General features: G+C 59.7%; 10 protein-coding genes, 1 tRNA gene and 1 pseudogene. 2 read left to right on the top strand and 10 right to left on the bottom strand.

Annotated elements, in window-relative coordinates; translation table 11 throughout:
- Positions 1-77: 77 nt before the first annotated feature.
- Positions 78-662, top strand: coding sequence for a GIY-YIG nuclease family protein (locus tag HB780_RS22450; RefSeq protein WP_286203163.1), 585 nt, complete (start codon positions 78-80; stop codon positions 660-662).
- A 93-nt stretch (positions 663-755) separates the two neighbouring features.
- Here the strand turns inward: HB780_RS22450 and HB780_RS22455 are convergent, their stop codons facing one another.
- The 9 genes and pseudogenes from HB780_RS22455 to HB780_RS22510 all read right to left on the bottom strand — a co-directional run bounded on the left by HB780_RS22455 (position 756) and on the right by HB780_RS22510 (position 20,025).
- Entirely contained in the window at positions 756-992 is a 237-nt protein-coding gene (locus HB780_RS22455; RefSeq protein WP_183696761.1) for a hypothetical protein, read from the bottom strand.
- A 64-nt stretch (positions 993-1,056) separates the two neighbouring features.
- Positions 1,057-1,557 carry a hypothetical protein gene (locus HB780_RS22460; RefSeq protein WP_183696764.1) on the bottom strand — a complete coding sequence of 167 codons (501 nt, stop codon included), beginning with the start codon at positions 1,555-1,557 and terminating at the stop codon, positions 1,057-1,059.
- A 75-nt stretch (positions 1,558-1,632) separates the two neighbouring features.
- Positions 1,633-1,818, bottom strand: coding sequence for a hypothetical protein (locus HB780_RS22465; RefSeq protein WP_183696767.1), 186 nt, complete (start codon positions 1,816-1,818; stop codon positions 1,633-1,635).
- A gap of 105 nt (positions 1,819-1,923) precedes the next feature.
- Positions 1,924-2,244, bottom strand: coding sequence for a hypothetical protein (locus tag HB780_RS22470; RefSeq protein ID WP_286203164.1), 321 nt, complete (start codon positions 2,242-2,244; stop codon positions 1,924-1,926).
- A 129-nt stretch (positions 2,245-2,373) separates the two neighbouring features.
- Entirely contained in the window at positions 2,374-14,904 is a 12,531-nt protein-coding gene (locus tag HB780_RS33160; protein ID WP_435693924.1) for a hemagglutinin repeat-containing protein, read from the bottom strand.
- Positions 14,881-16,469, bottom strand: a pseudogene (locus HB780_RS33535) (filamentous hemagglutinin N-terminal domain-containing protein); the annotation flags it as partial. The gene HB780_RS33160 and the pseudogene HB780_RS33535, both read right to left, overlap by 24 nt.
- A 499-nt stretch (positions 16,470-16,968) precedes the next feature.
- On the bottom strand, positions 16,969-17,550 hold the full coding sequence (locus HB780_RS22500; protein ID WP_286203167.1) for a hypothetical protein: 582 nt from the start codon (positions 17,548-17,550) through the stop codon (positions 16,969-16,971).
- Between the two features lie 26 nt (positions 17,551-17,576).
- Entirely contained in the window at positions 17,577-19,328 is a 1,752-nt protein-coding gene (locus HB780_RS22505) for a ShlB/FhaC/HecB family hemolysin secretion/activation protein (protein ID WP_183696769.1), read from the bottom strand.
- Between the two features lie 19 nt (positions 19,329-19,347).
- A complete protein-coding gene (locus tag HB780_RS22510; protein ID WP_183696772.1) occupies positions 19,348-20,025 on the bottom strand; it encodes an invasion associated locus B family protein in 678 nt (225 codons plus the stop codon).
- A gap of 545 nt (positions 20,026-20,570) precedes the next feature.
- Between HB780_RS22510 and HB780_RS22515 the strand changes: the two genes are divergently transcribed.
- Positions 20,571-21,524 (top strand): tyrosine-type recombinase/integrase, encoded by a 954-nt coding sequence (locus HB780_RS22515; RefSeq protein WP_183696775.1) that lies wholly within the window; start codon positions 20,571-20,573, stop codon positions 21,522-21,524.
- Positions 21,525-21,594: 70 nt separating this feature from the next.
- Here the strand turns inward: HB780_RS22515 and HB780_RS22520 are convergent.
- Positions 21,595-21,670: transfer RNA gene (locus HB780_RS22520), tRNA-Phe, on the bottom strand.
- Between the last annotated feature and the right edge of the window lie 63 nt (positions 21,671-21,733).

A 21,733-nucleotide genomic window follows, 5' to 3' on the forward strand; every position in this document is an offset into this window, starting at 1 on the left:
CTTCGAAAGGCCGTAGAACGGGCCTCCAGCGAGCTTTGGCTGGATAAGGCCGACAAATGACGTCTTCGGATGAGGAAGTGAGCGAGACGAAATCATCACGTATTCGAGCTTTGGCTGCGGATGGGCTTTCAACGTCCGAGATCGCTCGGCAACTGGGAATTCGTTATCAGCACGCCTACAATGTCCTAAAGGGCACTGGTTCTCACGCTTCGGCCGTAAGTGTTGGCGAGAGGCCGGTCCTCCCTGCAAAGCCAGGGAAACCGCCCCTCCCAGTTTCCGTGCTTACCGATGGCGGGTTTTCCCTTGTCGGCCGCTGGACACTTTCCAAGACCGAGGAACTTGCTGTCGATCAGCCATTGCCGAAAGACGTAGGCGTATATGCTTTCGTAAAGGACGGGTTCGCCGTCTACGTCGGCGTCGCGACCATGGGCATCTCGAAGCGGCTCTACTTTTACGGCCGCCCTGGCATTTCTCAGCGAACTAGCCTGCGCTTGAACGAGACGATCAAGAACGAATTGCGAGGTCTGGCATTGATAGAGATCTACGTCGCCATACCGCCCTACCTGGAATGGAACGGCTTACCGGTCCACGGCGGTGCCGGTCTGGAACTCGGCCTGATCAAGAAATACGCTCTCCCCTGGAACATGAGGAGCGCAGGCTAGCGTTAGCTAAGACGCTGTCCAACAGCTGCGTTCGCGCCGGTGTTCGTCATCATCGAAAAAGAGTACATAGTCTCCGGCATTCCAAACCCACCGCTACGTCCTGAACGCATCCAGCTCGGAGTGCAAGGTCACGGCACTTGCCTCGACGGCAGCAATGTCATCAGCGATCAGCCGATAGAGCGGAGTCTGGTCGCTAGGAGTGCGGACTTCAAGATGCTGGGCGATATACTTGATCGCTGCAATGGTCTCAGTGAACCGGTTATATAGGACGGGTTCATGGTGAGCGAGCCGGTTGCGCCCCTGGTATACGATCTCAAGATTGTCAGCCACGTCGGAGCGCTTGACGTGCTTATTCGGAAACACTTTCTTGAGGGTCGGCTTCCAGAGAGAATGCTCATAATCCGGGCCACATAAGCGTTTCCAGATGTAGAACGTCAGTTCGGCAATGACCTTTCCATCGGCGACCTGGATATGCGTCCTGCGCGTCTTGGACCGCTGCGCATGCGTGAGGTTCGGGGGGGCGGCCGTTTGGAAAAGCCAATGCGTCGAGCGCGTGCTTGTCGGCCTGAGAGAGCTTGGAGTATTCGGCGCGACGGGCACTATCCAGGGCCGACTTGATCTTGTTCTTCTCGCTCTCCTTCCATTCGAAGGGGGCGGGAGGGCTCAAGAGCCAGCCAGCTTGGCCGAAATGCTGCCTCAGATTTTCGCAAATTGAGTTGCGCATTGCGATCTCAATAACGGCCGTGATGTTCATCAAATCAGCGCCAAGGCGTAGCGTCTTCTGATGGAATTCGATTACGGCCCGGGAATTGCCGGTAAGTTGGTGAAGCTTGCCCAAACGTTCCGGAGACAGCAGCTTGGTGATCTCTGCGAGATCGGCATCGTCAATCGCCAACTTGACGCTCCCGTCATTTTGAATGACATTCGCCCTCGAAAAGTCGAGATCAGATTGGCAGTTTGCCCTTGGGCATTACGAATCCTCGACTTCCCAGACAGGAAAAAGGCGCTCTTCACGGGCGTCTTTTTTCGTTTCAATCGCCTGAGTAACACAAGCTCGGTCAACATTGAAGTCCACGATCAGCTCGGCAACTGGGCCAAAATCCATATTTTTAGCTTCTTCGTCTTCCCGATTGCGCCCGACATAGATTGATGCCAATTTCGCGCTCTAGCTGTAGGTGTTGATTTCCGCCGGAATTTGACCCCGAAGGGTCATTTCGCGACGGAAAGTAACACCCCGCCCTTATACAGCGTAGTTGAATAGCTAGACCTGAGAGTCAGCAATAGCGAAAGATGGAGCGAACATCGAAATAACATCGATGCAATTCCATCCAGTTATAAAACGATAGTGCTTACACCCAGCATACGCAGATTTGAACGCCTCAGATTGATCATTCCAAAACTTAGAACCCTCTATGGTGTAAGCGAGATGATCGGGAATAAGGCCAACGTTCTCCGCTGAATCCTCCGTACTCAGCGGCATTTCATCAAGTACTCGAAAAATCTCCACTTCACTAAATGACACTTCAAATACTTTCTTCTCAGCATCCGGAATGTAAAAGCGCGCAACCAGCGTCTTAGACACCCATTTCAACTCGAGTAGATCACTTCTACTGCTTTTGACATTTGTTAATACCGATATAGGTGTATATAGAGTCATCCCAACCCCAAATAGTTAATATTATGCAAAGCTTTGATCTCAACCGCCGCTCAATTATTTGAGCAAGAATTTGACAGCCTGACCGTTCGGGCCGATGTAATGGGCACCTATCTCACCGGTACTCGTCCTTATGTAAATAGTATAGGTGGAGGACCCATTCTTCAAAACGGTGAACGAACCGTTGGCATTTGTTCCTGAGTTGACCACCTTGTAGCCGTTCGACATCAGATTGGACTGAAAGTCTTTCGCAGTCACCGTCGTCTGCACGTTCGGATATCTGCTCCCTGGTCGCGTGGCAGAAGAGTCATACCCGGAACACAACTCCGGATCAATTTCACACGGGTCCATAGAAGTGGACGCAGCACCGGCCCCACCACCTGAGGCGCTGCTTCCGCCAGACGCGTTGTTGTAGACGATCTGAACACCACTCAAGCCTGCAGCATTCAATTGGCCGGCGAAGCCGGCCAATGCGCTCGGCGAAATATCATTCCCATTGGCGTCAAATCCGGATTCGATGACCAATTGGCCTTGGGCCGTTGTGGTCTTTCCGAGCGTGATAGTCGTCAAAGTGCCGTCCGGATACCTGACGTCCAGCATGACCCGGCTGCTATCCGGATTGCCACTTAGCGTGGCAGTAGCGCCATCACCGATCGACACCGTCTTCCGGAAATCCTGCGGGCCTGAATTCGTATCGTAGAAATAGCCAATCAAGCCCGCAATGGCGCCGAGCGCTATCGTGTTGCCGGCCCCCACGATGGCCTTCGCAGCATCCGAGGTTATTGTGATAGTACCGGCGTTGCCCGCCTCATCAAAACCATAGACGGTCTCAGTCGTCGTAATACTGCAAACGGTCCCGCTGGGTTTGCTTGCGCATTCTGACTTCTGCTTTTGGACGTTCGAATCAGCGGCGTATTGTTCGAGTTTCTTGGCCGCCTCTGCATCCTGCGGCGAAATCTTGCCGGCCGCAGCCAGCTTGTCGATAACATCGCCAAGCACCTGAGCGATCGTCTTTCCCGCATCAAGTGCGGCGGTGACACTCTGCACCGAGACATACGGCTCGAGATCGATATGCTTGTCCTTGGTGATGACACTCTGCAGTGCCGGATCGGAATTGATCTCACCCACTGGCCGGGTGGCGCCACTCTGCTCGAGCGAGGCCTGCTGATCGGGATTGCCGACGGTGACATTGCCGGCCGCGCCACCGCTCGAGATCGTCGCCTTGACCGACTGCTCGACATCGTCGAGCTGGTACTTGCCGCTGGCACTGGAATTGTTCTTATTCTTGCCATTGGCGTCAGTGCCGGAATAGAGATCGATATCGGCATTGACCTCATAGCCCTGGTATTTCTGCGTGCCGATGAAATCGGACCAGGTCAGCGTGCCGGTGTCGAGATTGACCTGACCATCGGTGGAGATCAGGCCGGAGGCGGCCAGGTTGGTGTTGCCGCCGACGGTGATCGTCTGGTCGCCGGTTGAATAGAGCCCGGATGGCCGATCGATCCAGCTGGTCGAGCCGCTGCCCTTTCCGAAGCCCGGCTGCACACTGCCGAGCGTCAGGCCACCAAGCGCCGCATTGGCGTTGTCCGTCGTCAGCAGCGGTTGTCCATCCGTCTTGCCGACCGTCGGGCCGGTGAAGGAGAAGCCGAGTGAAGATGAGCTATTGGACTGGCTGCCGGTGCCAGGCGTCGAGACGATGGAAAGATCGCCACCGACGGTGCCGATGATCGTGCCTGCCGAGAAAATCGTGTTGTCGAGCGTCGTGTTGCCCTTCGACGTGAAGGTAATGCCGTTCGAGGCACTAACCACCGACACCACAGGTGTCGTCGAGCTGGAGCTCGACTTCGACTGCCCGGCCGAAACGCTGCCGGTCGGCGTGATGCCGGTCACGCTGCCAACACCGACGCCGACGGAGACGCCGATGCTGGCCCCTGCCGACTTGCTGCTGCTGGAAGCCTGGCTCGAAGCCCACGCGCCGCCCATATCGATATTATTGGCCGAGATCGACACGCTGCCATTGTCGGGATCGTCGGCATGGTCGGGATCCGCCACGGCTGAGATCTGCAGGCCACGGCTGACGAAGTCGCCGTTGGTCGAAATATCGACCGAGCTGGCGCTGATCGTCGGTACGACCGGCGTCGAGGTGGTGAGAGATGTCTCTGTCTTCGAATAGGTGAAGCCGGCGGTCAGCGAAATCGAAGCAAGATTGCCGGCATTCAGGCCGTCGGAAAGGCTCGACAGTGCATCATAGGCCTTCATCCCGGCGAAGGCGGCGTTGGCTGCCGAATAGCCGTCCGTGACATTGCCGATCTTCGATGCCAGGTTCTGCACACTTTGTCCGGCGCTGAGGATGCCTGAGGATACGCCGAGGCTGACGCCGGCAAAGAAGCTGCTGGCCACCTGGTCGAAGTTGCTGACATCGTTGCCGGAGAGGAAGTTGACGCCGTTCTGGCCGAAGATGGTGACATTGCCGCCGGCGGAAATCTGGCCGGCCTGATCGTTGAACGTATCGCCCGCCTTAAGCGTAATGTCGTTGCCGGCAGTAATCGTCGAGGCCGCATTGGTGTCGGCGCTCTGGGTCGTCTTGTTGGTGAAGCGGCCGGCACCGATGCCGATCGAGGCTCCAGAACTGCTGGCCGATACCTGAAGGCCGAAGCCGGAGCGCTTGTCGTCCTTCGAGCTGTCGGTGCTCTCGTGGCCCGGTAGGATGTTGATGTTGCCGGAGGCGATACCGGTCACATCGCCCATATTTGCCGTGATCGACGAGCCGATGACGTTGAGATCACCCGCCGTCGCCGTCAGATTGACGTTGCCATTGGCGGCGGTGAGTTGCGAGCCGACATTGTCGGTCGAACTCTCACTAATCGTCTTGTCATGGCTGCCATAGATGGAGATAAATCCACCGCCGGACCCGACGCCGATCCCGGACTTCTTGGTCTGCTTATCGCTCTCGTGCTCCTCCTGAGCCCCCATGACGGTAACCGTCGAGCCAGAGAGGGAGAGATCGTGGCCGGCTGTGATACTGGAGCCGGAGACGACGGCTTCATTGCCTGCGCTGACCGAGACATTGCCGGATGCGGAGATGGACGAGCCGACGGTATTCTCGTCGTAGCTGTGCGTGTGGGTCTTCGAAGAGGACAGGAAGCCGCTCTTCTTGCTGTCGGAGGTGGTCTCGTCCGTGTCCTTGCCAGAGGCGATGACGACGTTGCCGGCCGCCTGGATATTGGCGTTCGCCGTATGGGTCGCATCGCCGGCTGTGACGTCGGAGGCCGAGATCGTAACGTTGCCGCCGGTTGAGGCGATATTCACCCCGGTCTGGCCGGAAACCGACGAGCCCTCTGCCGTCGTCGTCGCCTCGCTCGCCTTCTTCGAGCCAGATTTACTGGACGACGAGGCAGTGTCGGTTGCCTCGCCGATGGTGACATCGCCCTTGGCGATCAGATTGGTGGACCCGCCCTTGGCATCGATATCCGAGCCGATGACGCTGATATCGCCCTTGTCGGCCTGAACCGTGACGCTGCCATTTCCGGAGGTGATCGACGAACCATTGCTGGTGACCGAGGTCGAGGACGAACTTCCGCTCTTGTAGTCGTTGGCCGAGCCAGACTTGGTCTTCGAGCTCGAACTCGTTTCGTCCTGGGAGGCCGTGATCGCGATATTGCCGTTCTGCGAGACGATGCCGAGATTGCCGCCGGCGCCGAGCGATGAGCCGCCGATCAACACGCCCTGGTCGCCAGATACGAGCATGGTGCCGCCAGAAATCAGCGACGATCCCTGCTGTGTCTGGCTGCTGGTCGTGGTGGTGGTGCCTCCTTCGGCAAGGCTCAGCCGATCCTTGCTGAGGACGGTGTTCTCCACACCGGCGGAGATGATGTTGACCGCGCCGTTCGTGGAGAGGACGGAGAGATCGCCGCCGGCCTTGGCGGAGCTAGCGATGACGGTGACGCCGTTCGTACCTGAAATGTTGAGATTGCCGCCCGTCGTCACCGTCGTGCCGACCAGCGTCTGGACGCCGCCATTGTCCTGTTTCACAGACCCGACCGTCACGGTCTGGCCGGAGAGCTGTGCGGAGCCGCCGCTCGTCACCTTGGTGCCGGCAAGTGTGAGGCTGCCGGCGCCCGCATCCACCTTCAGGGTACCACCGGCATTTATGCCGCCATTGGCGGCAACAATCGTCTGACCGCCGATATTCATGGTCTGCGCGGCGAGCGTGATGCCGTTGGAGGCATTCAGGTTCATATTGCCGCCGGCAAGGAAGGCGCCACCATTGGCCTTGATGTCGGTGGCGTTGATGGTCATGCCGTCGGCCGCGGCGATCGCGCCGGAATTGTCGACGGAGCCGGCATCGATGCTTACGGTATTGCCGGCGATGGTGGCAGCGGACGTGGTCTTTGCCCGGTCGGCAGCCGAGAGATAGACGACCGGGACGAGTACCGGTGCGCCATCGACGACCTCGGTCTGGTAGATCACCATGGACTGGGTCAACGACGCGGCCTGTTGCGGGCTGAGCGCTTGCCCGAGGGCAAGTCCATTCGCCTCGGCATAAGCGACGCCATTGTCGAGCAGCGTCTTCATCTGATCGGTGGCGTTGTTGCCGGGCACGAAGGAGCCAGCGCCAAGGCCGTCGCCGACCAACTGCCGCATCTGCTCGTCGACGAGCTGGTTGTCGAAATAGGCGTCCCCCAGGAAGGGAACCTTGGTCTCAGGCGTATAACCAATCCGGTCGATGAAATATCCCGAACCATAGAATTTGGAGACATCGAGGAAGGCCGCCCGCGTCTCGAACAGGAAGACCTGGCCCGGAACCGTGCCGCCGACACCTCCGGATTGCGGCTTGGCGAGTGTAGCAAGCTGCGCGCCATTCACCTGCAGGATCTGGGTGAGATTGCCGCTGTTGCCGATAGCAGCGGTGAGCTTCCCCATCAGGCTGTTGGGGTTGATCGAAGCGCCACCCGCCGTCAGGCTGTTGCCGGTGATCGCAGGACCGCCGGCTGCCGTCACGCCGTTGCCGCTGACCGAGGCACCGCCGGCTGCCGTCAGGCTACCGCCACTGATCGAGGCACCGCCAGCCGTCAGGTTGCTACCATTGACCGAAGCACCGCCGGCCGCAGTCAGAACATTGCCACCGATCGACGTAGCGCCACCAGCCGTCAGGCTATTGCCATTGATGGCCGGGCCGCTGCCGATCGTCGGGCCGCCGTTTGCCAGCGACGGGCCGCTGCCAGCGGTTACGCTGCCGTTGGCTGCCACACCTGCAATAGCGGCGTTGACATTGAACAGGGCACCTCCGGCCGTCATGCTGTTCAAGGCGCCAAGTGGGTTGTTCGCAGTCGCTGCAGCGTCAATCGCCACTTGCCCTGCGATCGAACCGTTGGAAGCGACGTTGTTGACCGCGCCAGCGGAGATATTGAGTGCGCCTCGCGCCTGGATGACCCCCGACAGGGCGCCAATGGCTTGGACACTCACCGAGGTGCCGGCCGCCAGATCCTTCGATGGGTCACGTGTGCCGTTCGGGTTATCCGAATAATTGACCGTAGGAACAGTGCGGTCGATGCAACCCCGGTTGGGGCCGCTGCAATCCAGCCCGCCCGTGCTGCCGGGGGAGGCGACATCAGGGTAATATTGGCAGGGCGTCGAGCTGTCGCAGGTCGTCGTGACCGTGCGGTTCAGCGTTGCGCCCTCGTTGGTCAGCGTTCCCCCGACCGTGAGCGTCATGTCGTGGTCGGATTTGATCGAGCTGTAGGAATTGTCGAGATTGGTCGCGTTGATCGTCAGGTTGCCGCCGGCACGGATCTTGGCGTCAGCACCAGCACCCGCCGTCAATTGGTCCTCGGCAATAAGCTGGCTGACCAGATGATCGATAGTCTGGACCGTCTCGTAAGTCGGTCCGTCATGATCGCCCGAGCCATTGCATCGCGTAACGCATCGGGTTGTCTCGGTTATCACATCATAGGGCGAGAGGATCGCATTGGAGATCTGCACATTGCGCTGGATCGCCGGCGCCGAAGTCGTGGTGTTGACCAGCGCGTTGGTCAGGATCGACATACCGCCGCCGGACTGAATGAGGCCCGCGGTATTGACGACGGCGCCATTGCGCTGACCGCCACCAGGCCCTGCAATGGTGAGCCCGTTGCCGGACAGGATCGCACCCTGATTGTTGTTGAGCGTGCCGTCGACGAAGAGATTGGCGTTGTTCCCAGCAAAGACGAGACCGCTCGGAGTGTTGTTGAAATCGCCGGCGATGTTGAAGGTAACGTTATTGGCGGCTGCCAATTGCCCGGTATTGCCGAGCGACGGCAGGGTCAGCGTCAGATCATGCGCCGCGAGCAGCTCGGTATTGGCGTTGGTCGTGAGACCACCAGCAGCCGAGATGGCGATGTCGCCTGAGCCGCCGGCATTGGTCACGGTGCTGACCTGCGCGTTGGAGAGATCGGCGCTGCCGGAAAGATTAAGCGCCAGGCCACCGAAGACGAGATTGCTGCCCGACAGATTGGCCGATGATGCGTTGACGATCAATGAGCCGCCGCCGGCGATCTTGCTGCCCCTGGTGCCGGACAGATCCAGCGCACCGGTGTTGAGCGTCAGATTGCCGCCGACACGGGTGGTGCTGGTATAGGCGATGCTGCCAGGCGCCGTGAGCGTGGCGTTGCCGAGGCTCTGCAGGCTGGAATAGCCGATGTTTTGCGTGGCACTGGCGGCAAGATTGCCGCCTGACAGCAGCGAGTTGGCGTTGATACTGCCGTTCGAGGCCGACAAAGTCATCGTGCCCGCACGCCGCAGCATCAGGCTGCCGGCCGATGATGCCTTGGTGGCGGCGAAATCTACGCCGGATACCAGCGTATCGATATTGATCGACCGGGCGTTGAGGTTGACGTTGCCGGTACCGAGCGATTGGCCCTTGAGCGTAATGGCGTTGCCGGCGCTGATGGCCAGATCGCCATGGGCGACCGCATTGGCACTGACATTGTTTGCTGCGTTGGCGGTGATAGTCCCCGCAGCGAGTAGGCTGTTGAACGCGATATCTCCCGCCGTGGCGCTGAGCGAGAGGTTGCCAGTCTGGCCAAGGATGACATTACCTGCCCCCGATTGGTTCGTCGCCGCAAAATCGACCCCGGCCGCGATGACATTGCCGCTGATAGCAGAGCCGGTGATCGAGACACCGCTTGCACCGAGGAGCTGGCCGTTGATCTTGACCGCGCCAGGGTTGGTGGACGACCCGATCGAGACTGCGCCGTGGCTTGTGATGTTGCTCGCAGTGAACCCACTCGCCGCTGCATTGAGATTACCGGCGGCGATCAGCGTACCGGCCGTGGCGCTTCCTGCATTGATGGTCAGGTCACCGCTTGCTCCGAGAGCGATGGCGCCATTTGATGATCGCGCGGTGGCCGCGAAGTCGACACCGGTAATGGCTTGACCCACCTGGACGGTCTGGCCGGAGAGCAAGACGTCGTTGGCGCCGAGGAGCTGGCCCGTGACATTGACGCTGCTGCTGCCGGCAAGGGTGATATCTTTGTGGCCAGTGACAGACGCGACGGAGATATCCGTGGCGTTGGCATCGATGCTGCCGGCCGCCAGCATGGTCTGCGCGGATAGTTTCGCGGACGCTGCAAGCGTCATGTCGCCGGTCTGCCCCAGCACGATGCTGCCACCGGCGGCATTGGTGGCGGCAAAGTCGATGCCCGAGATCAGGACGGGCGCACTGATGCTACTGCCGGTGATCGTCAGATTTCTCGCGGAAAGGATCTGGTTGCTCACATCCACGTTGCCGGCAATGCCGACATTGCCATGTCCAGTAAGGCTGTCAGCCTTCAGACTAGCCGCATGGATCGCAACATCACCAGCAGACAGGATCGTTCCAGCGGCGATATTGCCGGAGGCCGTCAGGGCAGTGCTGCCGGACGAACCCAGCACGATATTGCCGCCAGCAGCGTTGGTTGCGGCAAAGTCGATGCCGGAGATCAGAATGGGCGCGGTGATGCTACCGCCGTTGATGGTAATGTTGCTGGCGGCCAGAATCTGGTTCGTCACATCGACGTTGCCGGTAATGCCGACTTTACCGTGACTGGTGATGCTATCGGCGGTGAGATTGGCCGCCTTCGCCATGACATCGCCCGCCGACAGGATCGTGCCGGCAGCGATGTTACCGGAGACGGTGAGGTCCGTGGCGCCGGAGTTGGCAAGCTTGATATTGCCGCCGCTGGCCCCGGTCGCCGCAAAATCGACGCCGGAAACGAGAAGGCCGGCGTTGAGGCTGTTTGCGTTGATTGTGAGGTCACCAGCCGACAGCACCTGGCCGCTGATATCAACGCGACCGTTTACGCCAGTGCCACTAGCCTTCAGGGCGGTGTCGCCATGGGCGGTCAAGCTGCCCGCCTTGAGATTGGCGCCCTCGGCGGTGAGATCGCCAGCCGACAGAAGCGTGCCGACCGTGATATCGCCCGTGGAAATCAGCGAAACGTCACCGCTTACCGTCTGGACGATGTTGCCATTGGCGGCCGCTGTTCTGGCAAAATCGACACCGGAGACGATGGTGCCGGCCATTATGCTCCGGCCCGAAATGGCAACATCGTTACCGCCGAGAATCTGGCCGCTCACATCTACGCCGCCGGCAGCCGTGCTGGAAAGAGTGATGTCCTTATGGCCTGTGATCGCGTCGGCGGTGATGGACGTGCCGCTGACATCGATGGCGCCGGCTGCCTGCAGGCTTGAAGCCGCGGCACCGCCGCTGACCGAGACCGTCAAATCACCAGCCTGGCCGAGAACGATATTGCCACTGGCCGCATCGGTTGCATCGAAGTCGATGCCGGCGACGATTGTCTGGGCGGACAGGCTCTGACCGGTAATCAACACATTGCCGGCGCCGAGAATTTGACCGCTCACGGTGGTCGCGCCATCGAGCGTGACCGCGCCGTGCGCCGTGACAGCGTCGGCGACCACGGTCGAGCCGGCAGCCTTGAGATCGCCAGCCGACAGCAGCGTCGCGGTGCTAATATTGCCTGTTGACGCAAGGTTCAGATCGCCGCTGCTGGCGAGTACGATGTTGCCATTGGCCACCGCGGTTGCAGCGAAATCGACGCCGGAGACGATGGTGCCGGCCTTGATGCTTGGTCCGGAGATGCTGACGTTACCACCACCAAGCACTTGACGAGTAACATCCACTCCAGTAGCGGCCGTGCCGGAAAGGGTAATGCCCTTGTGGCCGGTGATCGCGTCGGCGGCGACGGATGCGCCGCTGACATCGATGATGCCGGCCGCCTGCAGGGTCGGCGCCGCAATGGCGCCATTCACCGACACGCTGAGATCCCCGGCCTGGCCGAGAACGATATTGCCGCCCGAGGCATTGGTGGCATCGAAGTCGATGCCAGCGACGACCGTCTGGGCAGACAGGCTTTGACCGGTGATCAGCACATTGCCGGCGCCGAGAATCTGGCCGCTTACAGTGGTTGCACCATCAAGCGTGACATCGCCATGCGCCGTGACAACATCGGCGGTCACGGTCGTACCCCTGGCTGAAAGCGTGCCTGCCGACAGCAGCGTGCCGGCGTCCACTGAACCGGCCGAAGCAAGCGTCAGGTTCCCGCTTGTCGACTGGACGATGTTTCCATTGGCGGCTGCGGTTGCAGCGAAATCGACACCAGAAACGACAGTGCCGGCCTTGATGCTCGAGCCGGAGACACTGACATCCCTTCCACCCAGGATCTGACGATTAATGGCCGTGGCACCGGAAAGAGTTATGTCCTTGTGGCCAGTGATCGCATCAGCAACAAGCGTTGCTCCGCTTGCATCGATGGCACCAGCTGCCTGTATGGTCGACACTGCTGCGGCACCATTGACGGACACCGTCAAGTCGCCGGCCTGGCCAAGAACGATATTGCCATCCGAGGTATTGGTAGCGTCAAAATCGATGCCGGCGACGAGGGTCTGCGCCGAAAGGCTCTGGCCGGTGATCAGCACATTGCCGGCGGCGAGAATCTGGCCGCTAACACTGGTCGCGCCATCGAGCGTTACAGCGCCATGGGCTGTAACATTGCCGGCGGTGATGATTGCGCCATTGGCGTTGAGTTGATCAGCCGACAGAAGCGTGCTCGCCGTCAGGCTACCCGTCGAGGTCAGCGAGAGATCGCCGCTCGTCGTCAAAACGATATTGCCGCCCGCAGTCGCCGTCCTCGCAAAATCGACGCCGGAGACAATTGCACCGGCCTTGATGCTGGAGCCGGAGATGCTGACGTCGCTGCCGCCAAGGACCTGGCTGGTGATATCCACGCGACCGCCTCCGGTCGTCGTGCCGGTCATACCGGAAAGGGTGATGTCCTTGTGGCTGGTGATCGCGTCGGCAGTGATGGATGCGCCGCGTGTATCGATGGCGCCGGCTGCCTCGATGGTCGACGCCGCAACGGCGCCATTGACTGACACCGTCAAGTTGCCGGTCTGGCCAAGGACGATATTGCCATTGGCCGCGTTGGTGGCATCGAAGTCTGCGCCTGAGACAATGGTCCTGGCGGACAGGCTCTGGCCCGTGATGAGCACATTCCCGGCCCCAAGGATTTGGCCGCTTATAGCGGTTGCACCATCAAGCGTGACATCGCCATGCGCCGTGACGCTTTCGGCGCTGATGGTCGAGCCATCGGCACTGAGATCGCCTGCCGACAACAACGTGCCAGCATCGATCTTGCCCGATGACGTCAACAAAATATCGCCGCTTGTCGTCTGGAAGATGCTGCCATTAGCGGCGGCGGTGCCGACGAAATCGACGCCGGAAACGATCGTGCCGGCCTTGATGCTCGCGCCGGAGATGCCGACGTTACCGCCGGCAAGCACTTGACGAGTAACATCCACGCCTGGGGCAGCCGTGCTGGAAAGAGTGAGGTCCTTATGGCCGGTGATCGCATCGGCAGTGACGGAAGCTCCGCTGATATCAATGACGCCGGCCGCCTCCATGGTCGGCGCCGTAACGGCGCCATTCACCGACACGGTCAAATCACCGGCCTGGCCGAGAACGATATTGCCACTGGCCGTATTGCTGGCATCGAAGTTGATGCCAGCGACGACCGTCTGGGCAGACAGGCTTTGACCGGTGATCAGCACATTGCCGGCGCCGAGGATCTGACCGCTAACGGTGGTTGCGCCATCGGCGTTGAGGCTGCCGGCCGACAGCAACGTACCGGCCGTCAGGCTGCCCGCCGAGATCAACGAAAGATTGCCGCTTGTCGTCAGGACAATGTTGCCGTTGGCTGCGGCTGTTCTTGCAAAATCGACGCCGGACACGACGGCGCCGGCCTTTATGCTCGAGCCGGAGATGCTGACGTCATTTGCACCGAGAATCTCACCGTCAACTGCGGTGGTCCCGGACAATGCAATATTCTTGTGGCCGGAAATGGCGCCGGCAGAGATATTCCCGGCCTTTACGTCGATGGCACCGGCTGCCTGGATGGTCGGCGCAGCGAGGGCGCCATTGACCGCGATGGTCAGGTCACCGAACTGACCAAGAACGATATTGCCCCCTGCCCCATTCGTCGCATCGAAATCGAGGCCGGCGACGACCGTCTTGGCCGACAGGCTCTGGCCGGTGATCAGTACATTGCCGGCGCCAAGGATCTGGCCACTGACATCCACGCGACCGCTTGCGGTCGTCGTGCTCGACGTGCCCTTAAGCGTCAGATCACCATGCGATGAGACATTGCCGGCAGTGACGGTCGCACCCCTGGCATCTAGATTGCCTGCCGACAACAGCGTACCGGCGCTGAGCAAGCCTGAGGCCGAAAGCGTCAGATTGCCGGTTGCCGTTGTCGTCGGGCCAAGGGTAATGCGGCCGCCCGCCGCATCGGTGGCGGCGATGTTGACACCCGAGACGATGGCGTCGGCCGCGATAGTCGGGCCGGAAACGCTGACATTACCCGCACCGAGGATCTGGCCTGTAACGGCAGTGGCGCCGGAAAGCGTGATGTTCTTATGACCGGTGATGGTATCGGCGGTGATGGTCTGGCCGACGGCATTGATCGCACCGGCCGCAAGCACGGTTCCGGCTCGTATGCCACCGACGCCATCATTGACAGTGAGATCGCCGCTCTGCGTCAGCACGATATTGCCGCCAGCCGACTTGGTCGCTGCAAAGTCGACCCCGGAAGCCAGAAGAGCGGCATTCACACCATTGGCGTTACCAGCGATGGTGATGTTGCCGGCACTAAGCAATTGGTTGGCGACACCAACGCCGCCAGCGATGCCGACATTGCCGTGACCTGTCAGAGTGTTTGCCTGCAGCAGGGCGGCCCGAGCATTCAGATCACCGGCCGACAGCAGCGTGCCGACTATGATATTGCCGGTCGTGGCGGTCAAATCGAGCGTGCCGACCGGACCGACAGCGAGGGTGCCGCCCGCCGCATTGGTGGCGGCGAAGTCGACGCCGGAGGCGATGGCGCTTGCCTGAATGGCAGCCCCAGAGATCAGGATATTGCCAGCACCGAGCACCTGGCCGCTCGCGTTGGTCGATGCGCTGATGGTGATCGCCCCATGCGACGTGATGTTGCTGGCCGTCAACGAGGTTGCGGTCACTGTGAGGTCACGGGCCGACTGGATGCTCCCGGCCACCATATTGCCGGTCGCACTCGTGCTGAGGCTTCCCGCTGACAGCAGATTGCCGGTGGCGATATTGCCGCCGGTGGCCGTCAGGCTCAGATTGCCCGCCGTGCCCAGCACGACATTGCCATTGGGATCGGCGCTGGTGGCGGCAATATTGATGCCTGAGACGACCATGCCGGTGGAGATCGATCGGCCGGTAGCGCTGACATTGCCTTGCGCCAGCGCGTTGCCGGCAACAGTGATGTCGAGGCCGGCGCTCAGCGCGATATTCTGGTTGCTCAGCAGTGAGCCTGCGGCGATCGCGCCGGCCGTTGCGGTCAGATTGAGATCACCAACGCTATTGGCAGCACCCGCAATCGCGATGTTGCCGGAGGTCGCCGAAAGCGTCGCCGCACCGCTGCCTGCTGTGACACTGCCGGCGGCAATGCCGCCGCCGGAGTTCATCTGCACCATCGTGCCGCTGTTGACGTCACCAGAGACGCTCAAGAGGCCGGTGCCGCTTGCAAGCACGATATCGCTGTCGGCCGCGACCGACTGCAGGGTGATACCCTGATCGGCTTGGACGGCGACTTGTCTCTTCGACGTGACCTTGGCCGCCGTGACCTTTTGCTTCGAGGTGATGGTCACACCCTGGCTGCCCGAGGCATTGCCGATCGAGATCTTGCCGTCTGCCGATAGTGACAGTTCACCGGCATTGGCGGCCATATCGCCGCTCATCTTGACGCCGGCACCCTTCTCGGTGACGACGATCTTGATGCGGTCGGCCTGCATCGCGCCGAGAGCCGAGCCGTCGATGGCGTATTCCGGTGTGCCGGACGTGGCGGTCAACGCGGTCGCCTCGCCGGTGGCATAGTCATATTTGCTGGCGCCACCCGTCAGACGAATGGTCTTGCCGTAGATCGGCGCATTGACATGTATGTTGCGGGCAACGACGTCGAACAGGTCCACAGCACCGGGAGCGGCTGCGAAGTTCCCCCTGTCCCTTCGAACGTGACATCGCCACCGTTGACTGTGAACCCGGTCAGGCTGCCATCGGCACCGATATTGGGAATGCCGGTCGTCAGCGTCGCATGCGGCGTATTGATGAAGCCGCAGCCTGCACACGAGATTCCGTTGGGGTTCGCTATGATGACATCGGCTCTGCCGCCGAACACTTCGGTCGGACCGTTGAGTGCCGAGCGATTGCCGCTGGTGACTTCGTTGAGGATGACAGAAGCGGGGCTGGAGCTGTTGAGATTCGGGTTACCGGGCGTGGCGCCGCCGAGGTTCGACGTGCCAACTTCGCCTTTGAAGTTGTTGAGGATCAGGCCCTGCGTGCCGACATTAAAATTATCATATTTGTTGTGAGACAGACCCGACGCATTCGGCGTGACGATATCGATCAGCGGCACACCGTTCGGTGCCGCACCAACGCCCGGCTGATTGGCGACAGGTGCGGTGGTGCTTGCGGAGACGGACTGGGCGTTGGCAATTACCGGCTGCAATATCAAGAGGCTGCTCAGCGTCAGGGCAAGCACCTTGTGAGCAAGGCGCGCTAGCCGATGAACAAGTTTGCCTGCCGGCGACTGCAAGGCGATCCGCTTTTTGAACGATCTGCCAGACGACTGCCCCGTATATTTGCCCACGATACGCTCTCGCCCTTCTGAGGTCGGGCTACGTCCGCGGCTCTCGCCCGACTATGTAGCCTACATCTCACCTCGCCCAGGCCGCGTCATGCGGCACATAATATTGTTGATTTTTCTTGATCGACTTGTCGGCCAACGTCAATCTCTACACGGATACAGAGAGAAAACTCGGGGATGTTCGCGTTGGTTTGGTAAAGCCCATGTGAATTTTACACCAATGACTATACGCAATTCGGACTAAAACACGTATTACGGATAGTTCGCCGCAAGCACTTCAAGTCTTGCGGCGCCGTGATCGTGCAGCACGTCGGCTAACGGCAGACGCGTCGACGCCTCCAGTTGCGATCGCCGATCGATCGAGCATTATCTTCCGGCTCGTTGCACGCCTTCACTGCAATGTCGTTTGCGATGCTCACTATGGCCAAAGCCGATGCTGTTACCGCTCTCGACGCTATTTCTTTGTCAGCAACCACTGCTTGACCTTGCTTGTGAACGAGTCTGACAGTCGCTGCGCCATCACGTCGGGTGATCCGGAGGTTTGCATGGCGTTAACAGCGACGGCGACAATGACGCCGTACCCGCTGCCTCGCATGGAAAGATCTTCACCGTGGATGTTCTGGGCCTCAGCGATCAACTCGCCGGTCCGGGCATTTTCCAGCCTTACCGTTCCGTCGATGCTGCTATCGTGGCCACCAATAACGCGAGCCTTCTTGGTCGTGACATCGAAGACATGCAGAGTGACGACCAAGCGGCCCGGAACGGGTCCGCCCGGCAGGCCGACCAGATCCTTCGTCATAGTAGCTTTAAGAACGCGAGTAGCATCCGCAAGCTGTTGCGACGCGAGCTTCTGATCCCTCTCCGGGAATGCGGTCAGATCCGGCGTCGTCTCGATACGGATCTCCCGCACCGAGGTCTGCTGCAGCGCGGCTATTAACCGGGGGTCGGTTGTGACGCAGGAGGCCACCGCGAATGCTGGAACCAGTATTGCACAGAGGCGAAACCCCATTGAGATTCGTTTGAAGATGCTTTGCATGATTATCCTATTCCCTAATAACCCAATCACCATTTTATGGATGTACTGACGAACAGAAGCCCGGCGTCATGCCGGTCGACCGTGCCGCTGAATATGTCCGAATAGCCGATATCGAAATTGACATGGCCGCCGGCGAGCTTGGCGCCAGCCGTCCAGCCAAACATGTCACCGCCATCGATGCGATAGCGCGCTTGGCGTGCGATCCGCCCGTAGTCGAGGCCGACATAGGGCCGGAATTCGCCGAGGATCTTCGCAAGCTCTGCGTTGTCGGCGAAAGGCTGGGTGCGCCAGACCAGGTCGTTGCGGACGAAGAAGCCGTTATTGCCGTAAAGCATGGTCTCGCGCGTGCCACGAACCGAGGAATAGCCGCCAAGCGAGATCTGCTCGGCCCCGAACAGATTGTCGGGCGAATACTGGCCGGTGACGATCGAATTGATCTCGAAGCGCTGTTCGGCAAGCTCGAACGGCCGCGTCACGGTGATCGTGCCGCTGAACTTGGAGAAGCGAGGATCAGCGTCGCCTGCCCCGGCATCGCCAGGTGCGACGGCGTCAAAGAGATTGAGCCCCTGGCTGTAGGAGAGGTCGAAGACCCAAAGACCTCCCAGCATGCGGCGGGAATGGGAAATGCCGAGATCGCCGGCCGTATACTTGCGACTGCCGACCTCGATTTTGCTGCCAAGCAGAAAGTTGTTGGTTTCCTTGTAGGTCAGGCCGGTGTTGAGGGTGGTAATCGAATCCTTGTCGCGGAAGAGCACGCGATCGGCACCAATTCCCAGCTGCTTGGAATTGCCTGATGTGTCCAGCGTTCCGAAATTGCCCGGAACCGAGCTGTCATAGCCATACCAGGAGCCATTCAGCGACAATGTCCAGTAGCCGTAGGGCACGCTGACATTGCCGGAATAGCTGTTGCTCTTGCCGACGCCGTCGTTCCGCCATGGGTAGTCCGGGCCGCTATGCTCGTAGGAAAAGTTCCATTGATCGTTGATGCCGAACAGGTTGTCATAGCCGACCGTGGCCGAGGACTTGGAATATCCCGTCTGTTCCTGGCCGAGATTGCTGTTGCCGAAGGAGAGATGCCAGGGGTGATCCGGCGTGTTCTCGATATTGAGGATCGAGGTTCCGTCCGTCTTTCCCGGCAGCATCGCCGTCTTGGCGTTGTTGGACGAGAGACGATTGATCTGATCCAGACCCTGCTCGATATCACGCAGATTGGTGATGTGGCCCTTCATGCCGGGAAAGGCAGTCGCCAGCACACCGGAGCCGGGAGCCGGCTTGCCGTTGATGTAGATGTCGGACAACGTGCCCTCGACCGCCACCAGCTTCAGGGTCTTCGTTCCGGCAATATCCTGGGCCGGCACGTAGACACGCGACGTCACGAACCCCTTATCGAGATAGAGATGTGTCAGGTCGCGCAGCAGGCCGTTGATCTCGCCGACCCCAACGCAGCGGTTCGCATAAGGTGCGGTGACCTTGTTGATGGCGGTGGCTGGGAACTGCTTCACCCCCGCGACCTCGACATGGGTGATGGCGAAGCACGGACCAGTCTTCTGGCCGCCGGCTGTTGCCGGTTGCTGAGCTTCCGCCTGAGCCGGCTTCGGTGTCATCCGGCCCAGGGTCTCCAGACGCTGCTGCTCAGCTTCCTGCGCCTGCCGGCGCGCGAAATCGTCATTCGGCGTCTGGGCCGCTGCAGGCGATATCGCAAAAATTGCCGCCAACAGTGCGCTGGCGGTCAAAACGACATTGTGGCGAGGGGCGGCTGGGCGCCGGGCTGACGTCATAAGCCTGTCTGCCTTCGCGTCAGTTGGAGGCAGACTTCTGCAGCGCATCCAATGCCGCCGACAGACCCTTCAGGGAGAACTTGATGTTGACCTTCTGGCCATTCATCATCTGCACATGACCGGTACCATCCGCAGCCTTCGAGAGTGCGGCGATCATCTTGGCATCCAGCTTCTGCTGGGACCAGCAGCCGGCCTGGTTGCAGTTGCGATAGGCAAGCTGAACGACCGGCTTATCAGCCGCGTCGATACTCAAGCCCGCTGGCAGATACATGTTGAGCGGCACGAGCGCTGTGAGAACCAGTTCGCTCGCCGGCTGCTTCCCTGCCTTCTTGTCCGGCGCGGCCGGTGCATCGGCCTTGGCGATGGCGAGCGTCAGGACATTGACGTCCTGGTCACCCTGCTTCACCGTCGCGATCTGGGCCACTTCGCAATGTGTTGTCGCCGCACCGTCAGCCGCCTTGCCGTCGATGCAACGATAGTACCAGTCGTCGAATTTTTGCACACGGGCCTGCGGTGCCGGCTGTGGTTGTCCGGCGGGCACAGCAGTGGAGTTTTGCTGGGTGCCTGCACTCGTGGCACCACCCTCTGGCGGTACCGGCTGATCTTCAGCCATTGCAAGCGACGCTAACAACATTGAGGAGAAAAAAACTGCGGATGCCAGAGTCTTGACTGCAAACATCTCATTGGCGGTCGTCATGAAAAACTTCCCAAAGTCAAAGCCGTATGCTTGCGCAAGGTGGCCCTTGCCCATTCGGCAGATCATCAAAATTCATGAAAAAACACCTTACGCGGTGTGGCCGATCATGGGCGTGATGGGTTCAATACCACCTTTCAAGGAAAATACAGCGAAAAGTAGCACTGCTATAGGTGATCTGCATGCTCGTTTTTGGAGGCGCGTGTAGATTATGCAACACGTGCGTTTATTAATTAAAATTGTCACCTTGAACGGATCAGAACCCGCGACCACTCCGTTGGCAACAGCCTAAAATCCCGTGTCTTCACCTTGATCGCATCGAGATGCAGATAAGGGCTATTCAGCCTCTTCAGCACCGTAACAGGCACCTTGTCCGATCGCCGCTTCGCGGCAACACCAGACGTAGAGACTAACTCACTTGACGTGAATCGTCGGACCGTTCAACATCAAAGCGGTTGGTGCTGCCAGTCCGCTCACGCCCCTATCACCGCAAAACAGGCGAGAAGATCGATTGCCAGAAATTCGAGGTCTATAGTCTCGCTTTTGACATGGAGGTGCATCGCCTCAACCAGCTTCATACAGAGCAGGCGGCGAAGCCCGGCACGCTTGGCATGCTGATCAAGAAATATCGTGCCAGCCCCGACTTCATCGACGGTGAAATCGGCAAGTCGCCGCGTACCCGTGCCGACTATCAGCGTGTCTTCAACTATCTTCAGGCAATTGAAGACACGCCATTGGTCTGGTTTACGCAGGCACGCATAGTGAAAATCCGCGACAAGGCCTTCGTGAAGCTCAAGCGCAAATCGGCAAACTATGTCGTTACCGTTCTGTCGGTTCTCTTCAAGTGGGGCCGACTGCGCGGCTATATCAAGGACAACCCAGCCGCAGAGATCCCCGCCATTCCCCGACCGAAGAGTATGCCAGATGCGAATCGACCGTGGCAGGATGCGGAGCGCGAAGCAGTCATGATCGCCCTGCCCGCTCATATGAAGCTACCAATGGCGCTGATGATGTATTACGGCCTTGACCCAAACGATGCGGTGAAGCTGCCGCGCAACGCTGCCAAGGACGGCATGGTTGATACGCGCCGCGGCAAGACAGGCGTTCCGGTATGGATACCGCTTCCCTCCCCGCTTGTCGAAATTATGGAGGCTGCACCGAAACATGACGCCATCACGCTTTGCGCCAACAGTCGAGGCAAGCCATGGACCTATAGCGGTTTTTCTTCGAACTGGGACAAGTTGAAGGACAAGTATCTGGAGCAGGGAATTATCCAACCAGGCCTGACGCTGAAGGGCTTGCGACATACCGTCGCCTCCATCCTCGCCGAACTTGGCTACAACGATCGGACCATAGCGCACATGCTCGGGCAGGAAACCGAGGTGATGGCGCGGCGCTATTCCAAGCGAGCCAACAGGACACGGAAAATGAAAGGCGGCGTCGCCGACTTCGAGCAAGAAGTGAGCAGACGAAAAACAGAAGTTGTCAAACTCGGCAAATAAATCTGTCAAACGCGACTATTTAAGAAAGAATGCGAATATGGAAAAATATAAGCACAGCAATGGCTTAAAGTGGTGCCCAGAGCCGGAATCGAACCAGCGACACGCGGATTTTCAATCCGCTGCTCTACCAACTGAGCTATCTGGGCATCCGTGCTTCGCGTAAATCAGAGGGCCTTGGAAGGCCCTGGGCGGTTGGTTCACCCCGGAAG

The sequence above is a fragment of the Rhizobium lusitanum genome (assembly GCF_014189535.1).
In the GTDB taxonomy this organism is placed as follows: domain Bacteria; phylum Pseudomonadota; class Alphaproteobacteria; order Rhizobiales; family Rhizobiaceae; genus Rhizobium; species Rhizobium lusitanum_C.

Excerpts from the sequence above, each read along its gene's own strand:
- HB780_RS22510 (WP_183696772.1), bottom strand. The coding sequence starts at position 20,025 with ATGACGACCGCCAATGAGATGTTTGCAGTCAAGACTCTGGCATCCGCA.
- HB780_RS22500 (WP_286203167.1), bottom strand. The coding sequence starts at position 17,550 with ATGCAAAGCATCTTCAAACGAATCTCAATGGGGTTTCGCCTCTGTGCA.
- HB780_RS33160 (WP_435693924.1), bottom strand. The coding sequence starts at position 14,904 with ATGGTGGCCGGGAGCATCCAGTCGGCCCGTGACCTCACAGTGACCGCA.
- HB780_RS22515 (WP_183696775.1), top strand. The coding sequence starts at position 20,571 with ATGGAGGTGCATCGCCTCAACCAGCTTCATACAGAGCAGGCGGCGAAG.
- HB780_RS22505 (WP_183696769.1), bottom strand. The coding sequence starts at position 19,328 with ATGACGTCAGCCCGGCGCCCAGCCGCCCCTCGCCACAATGTCGTTTTG.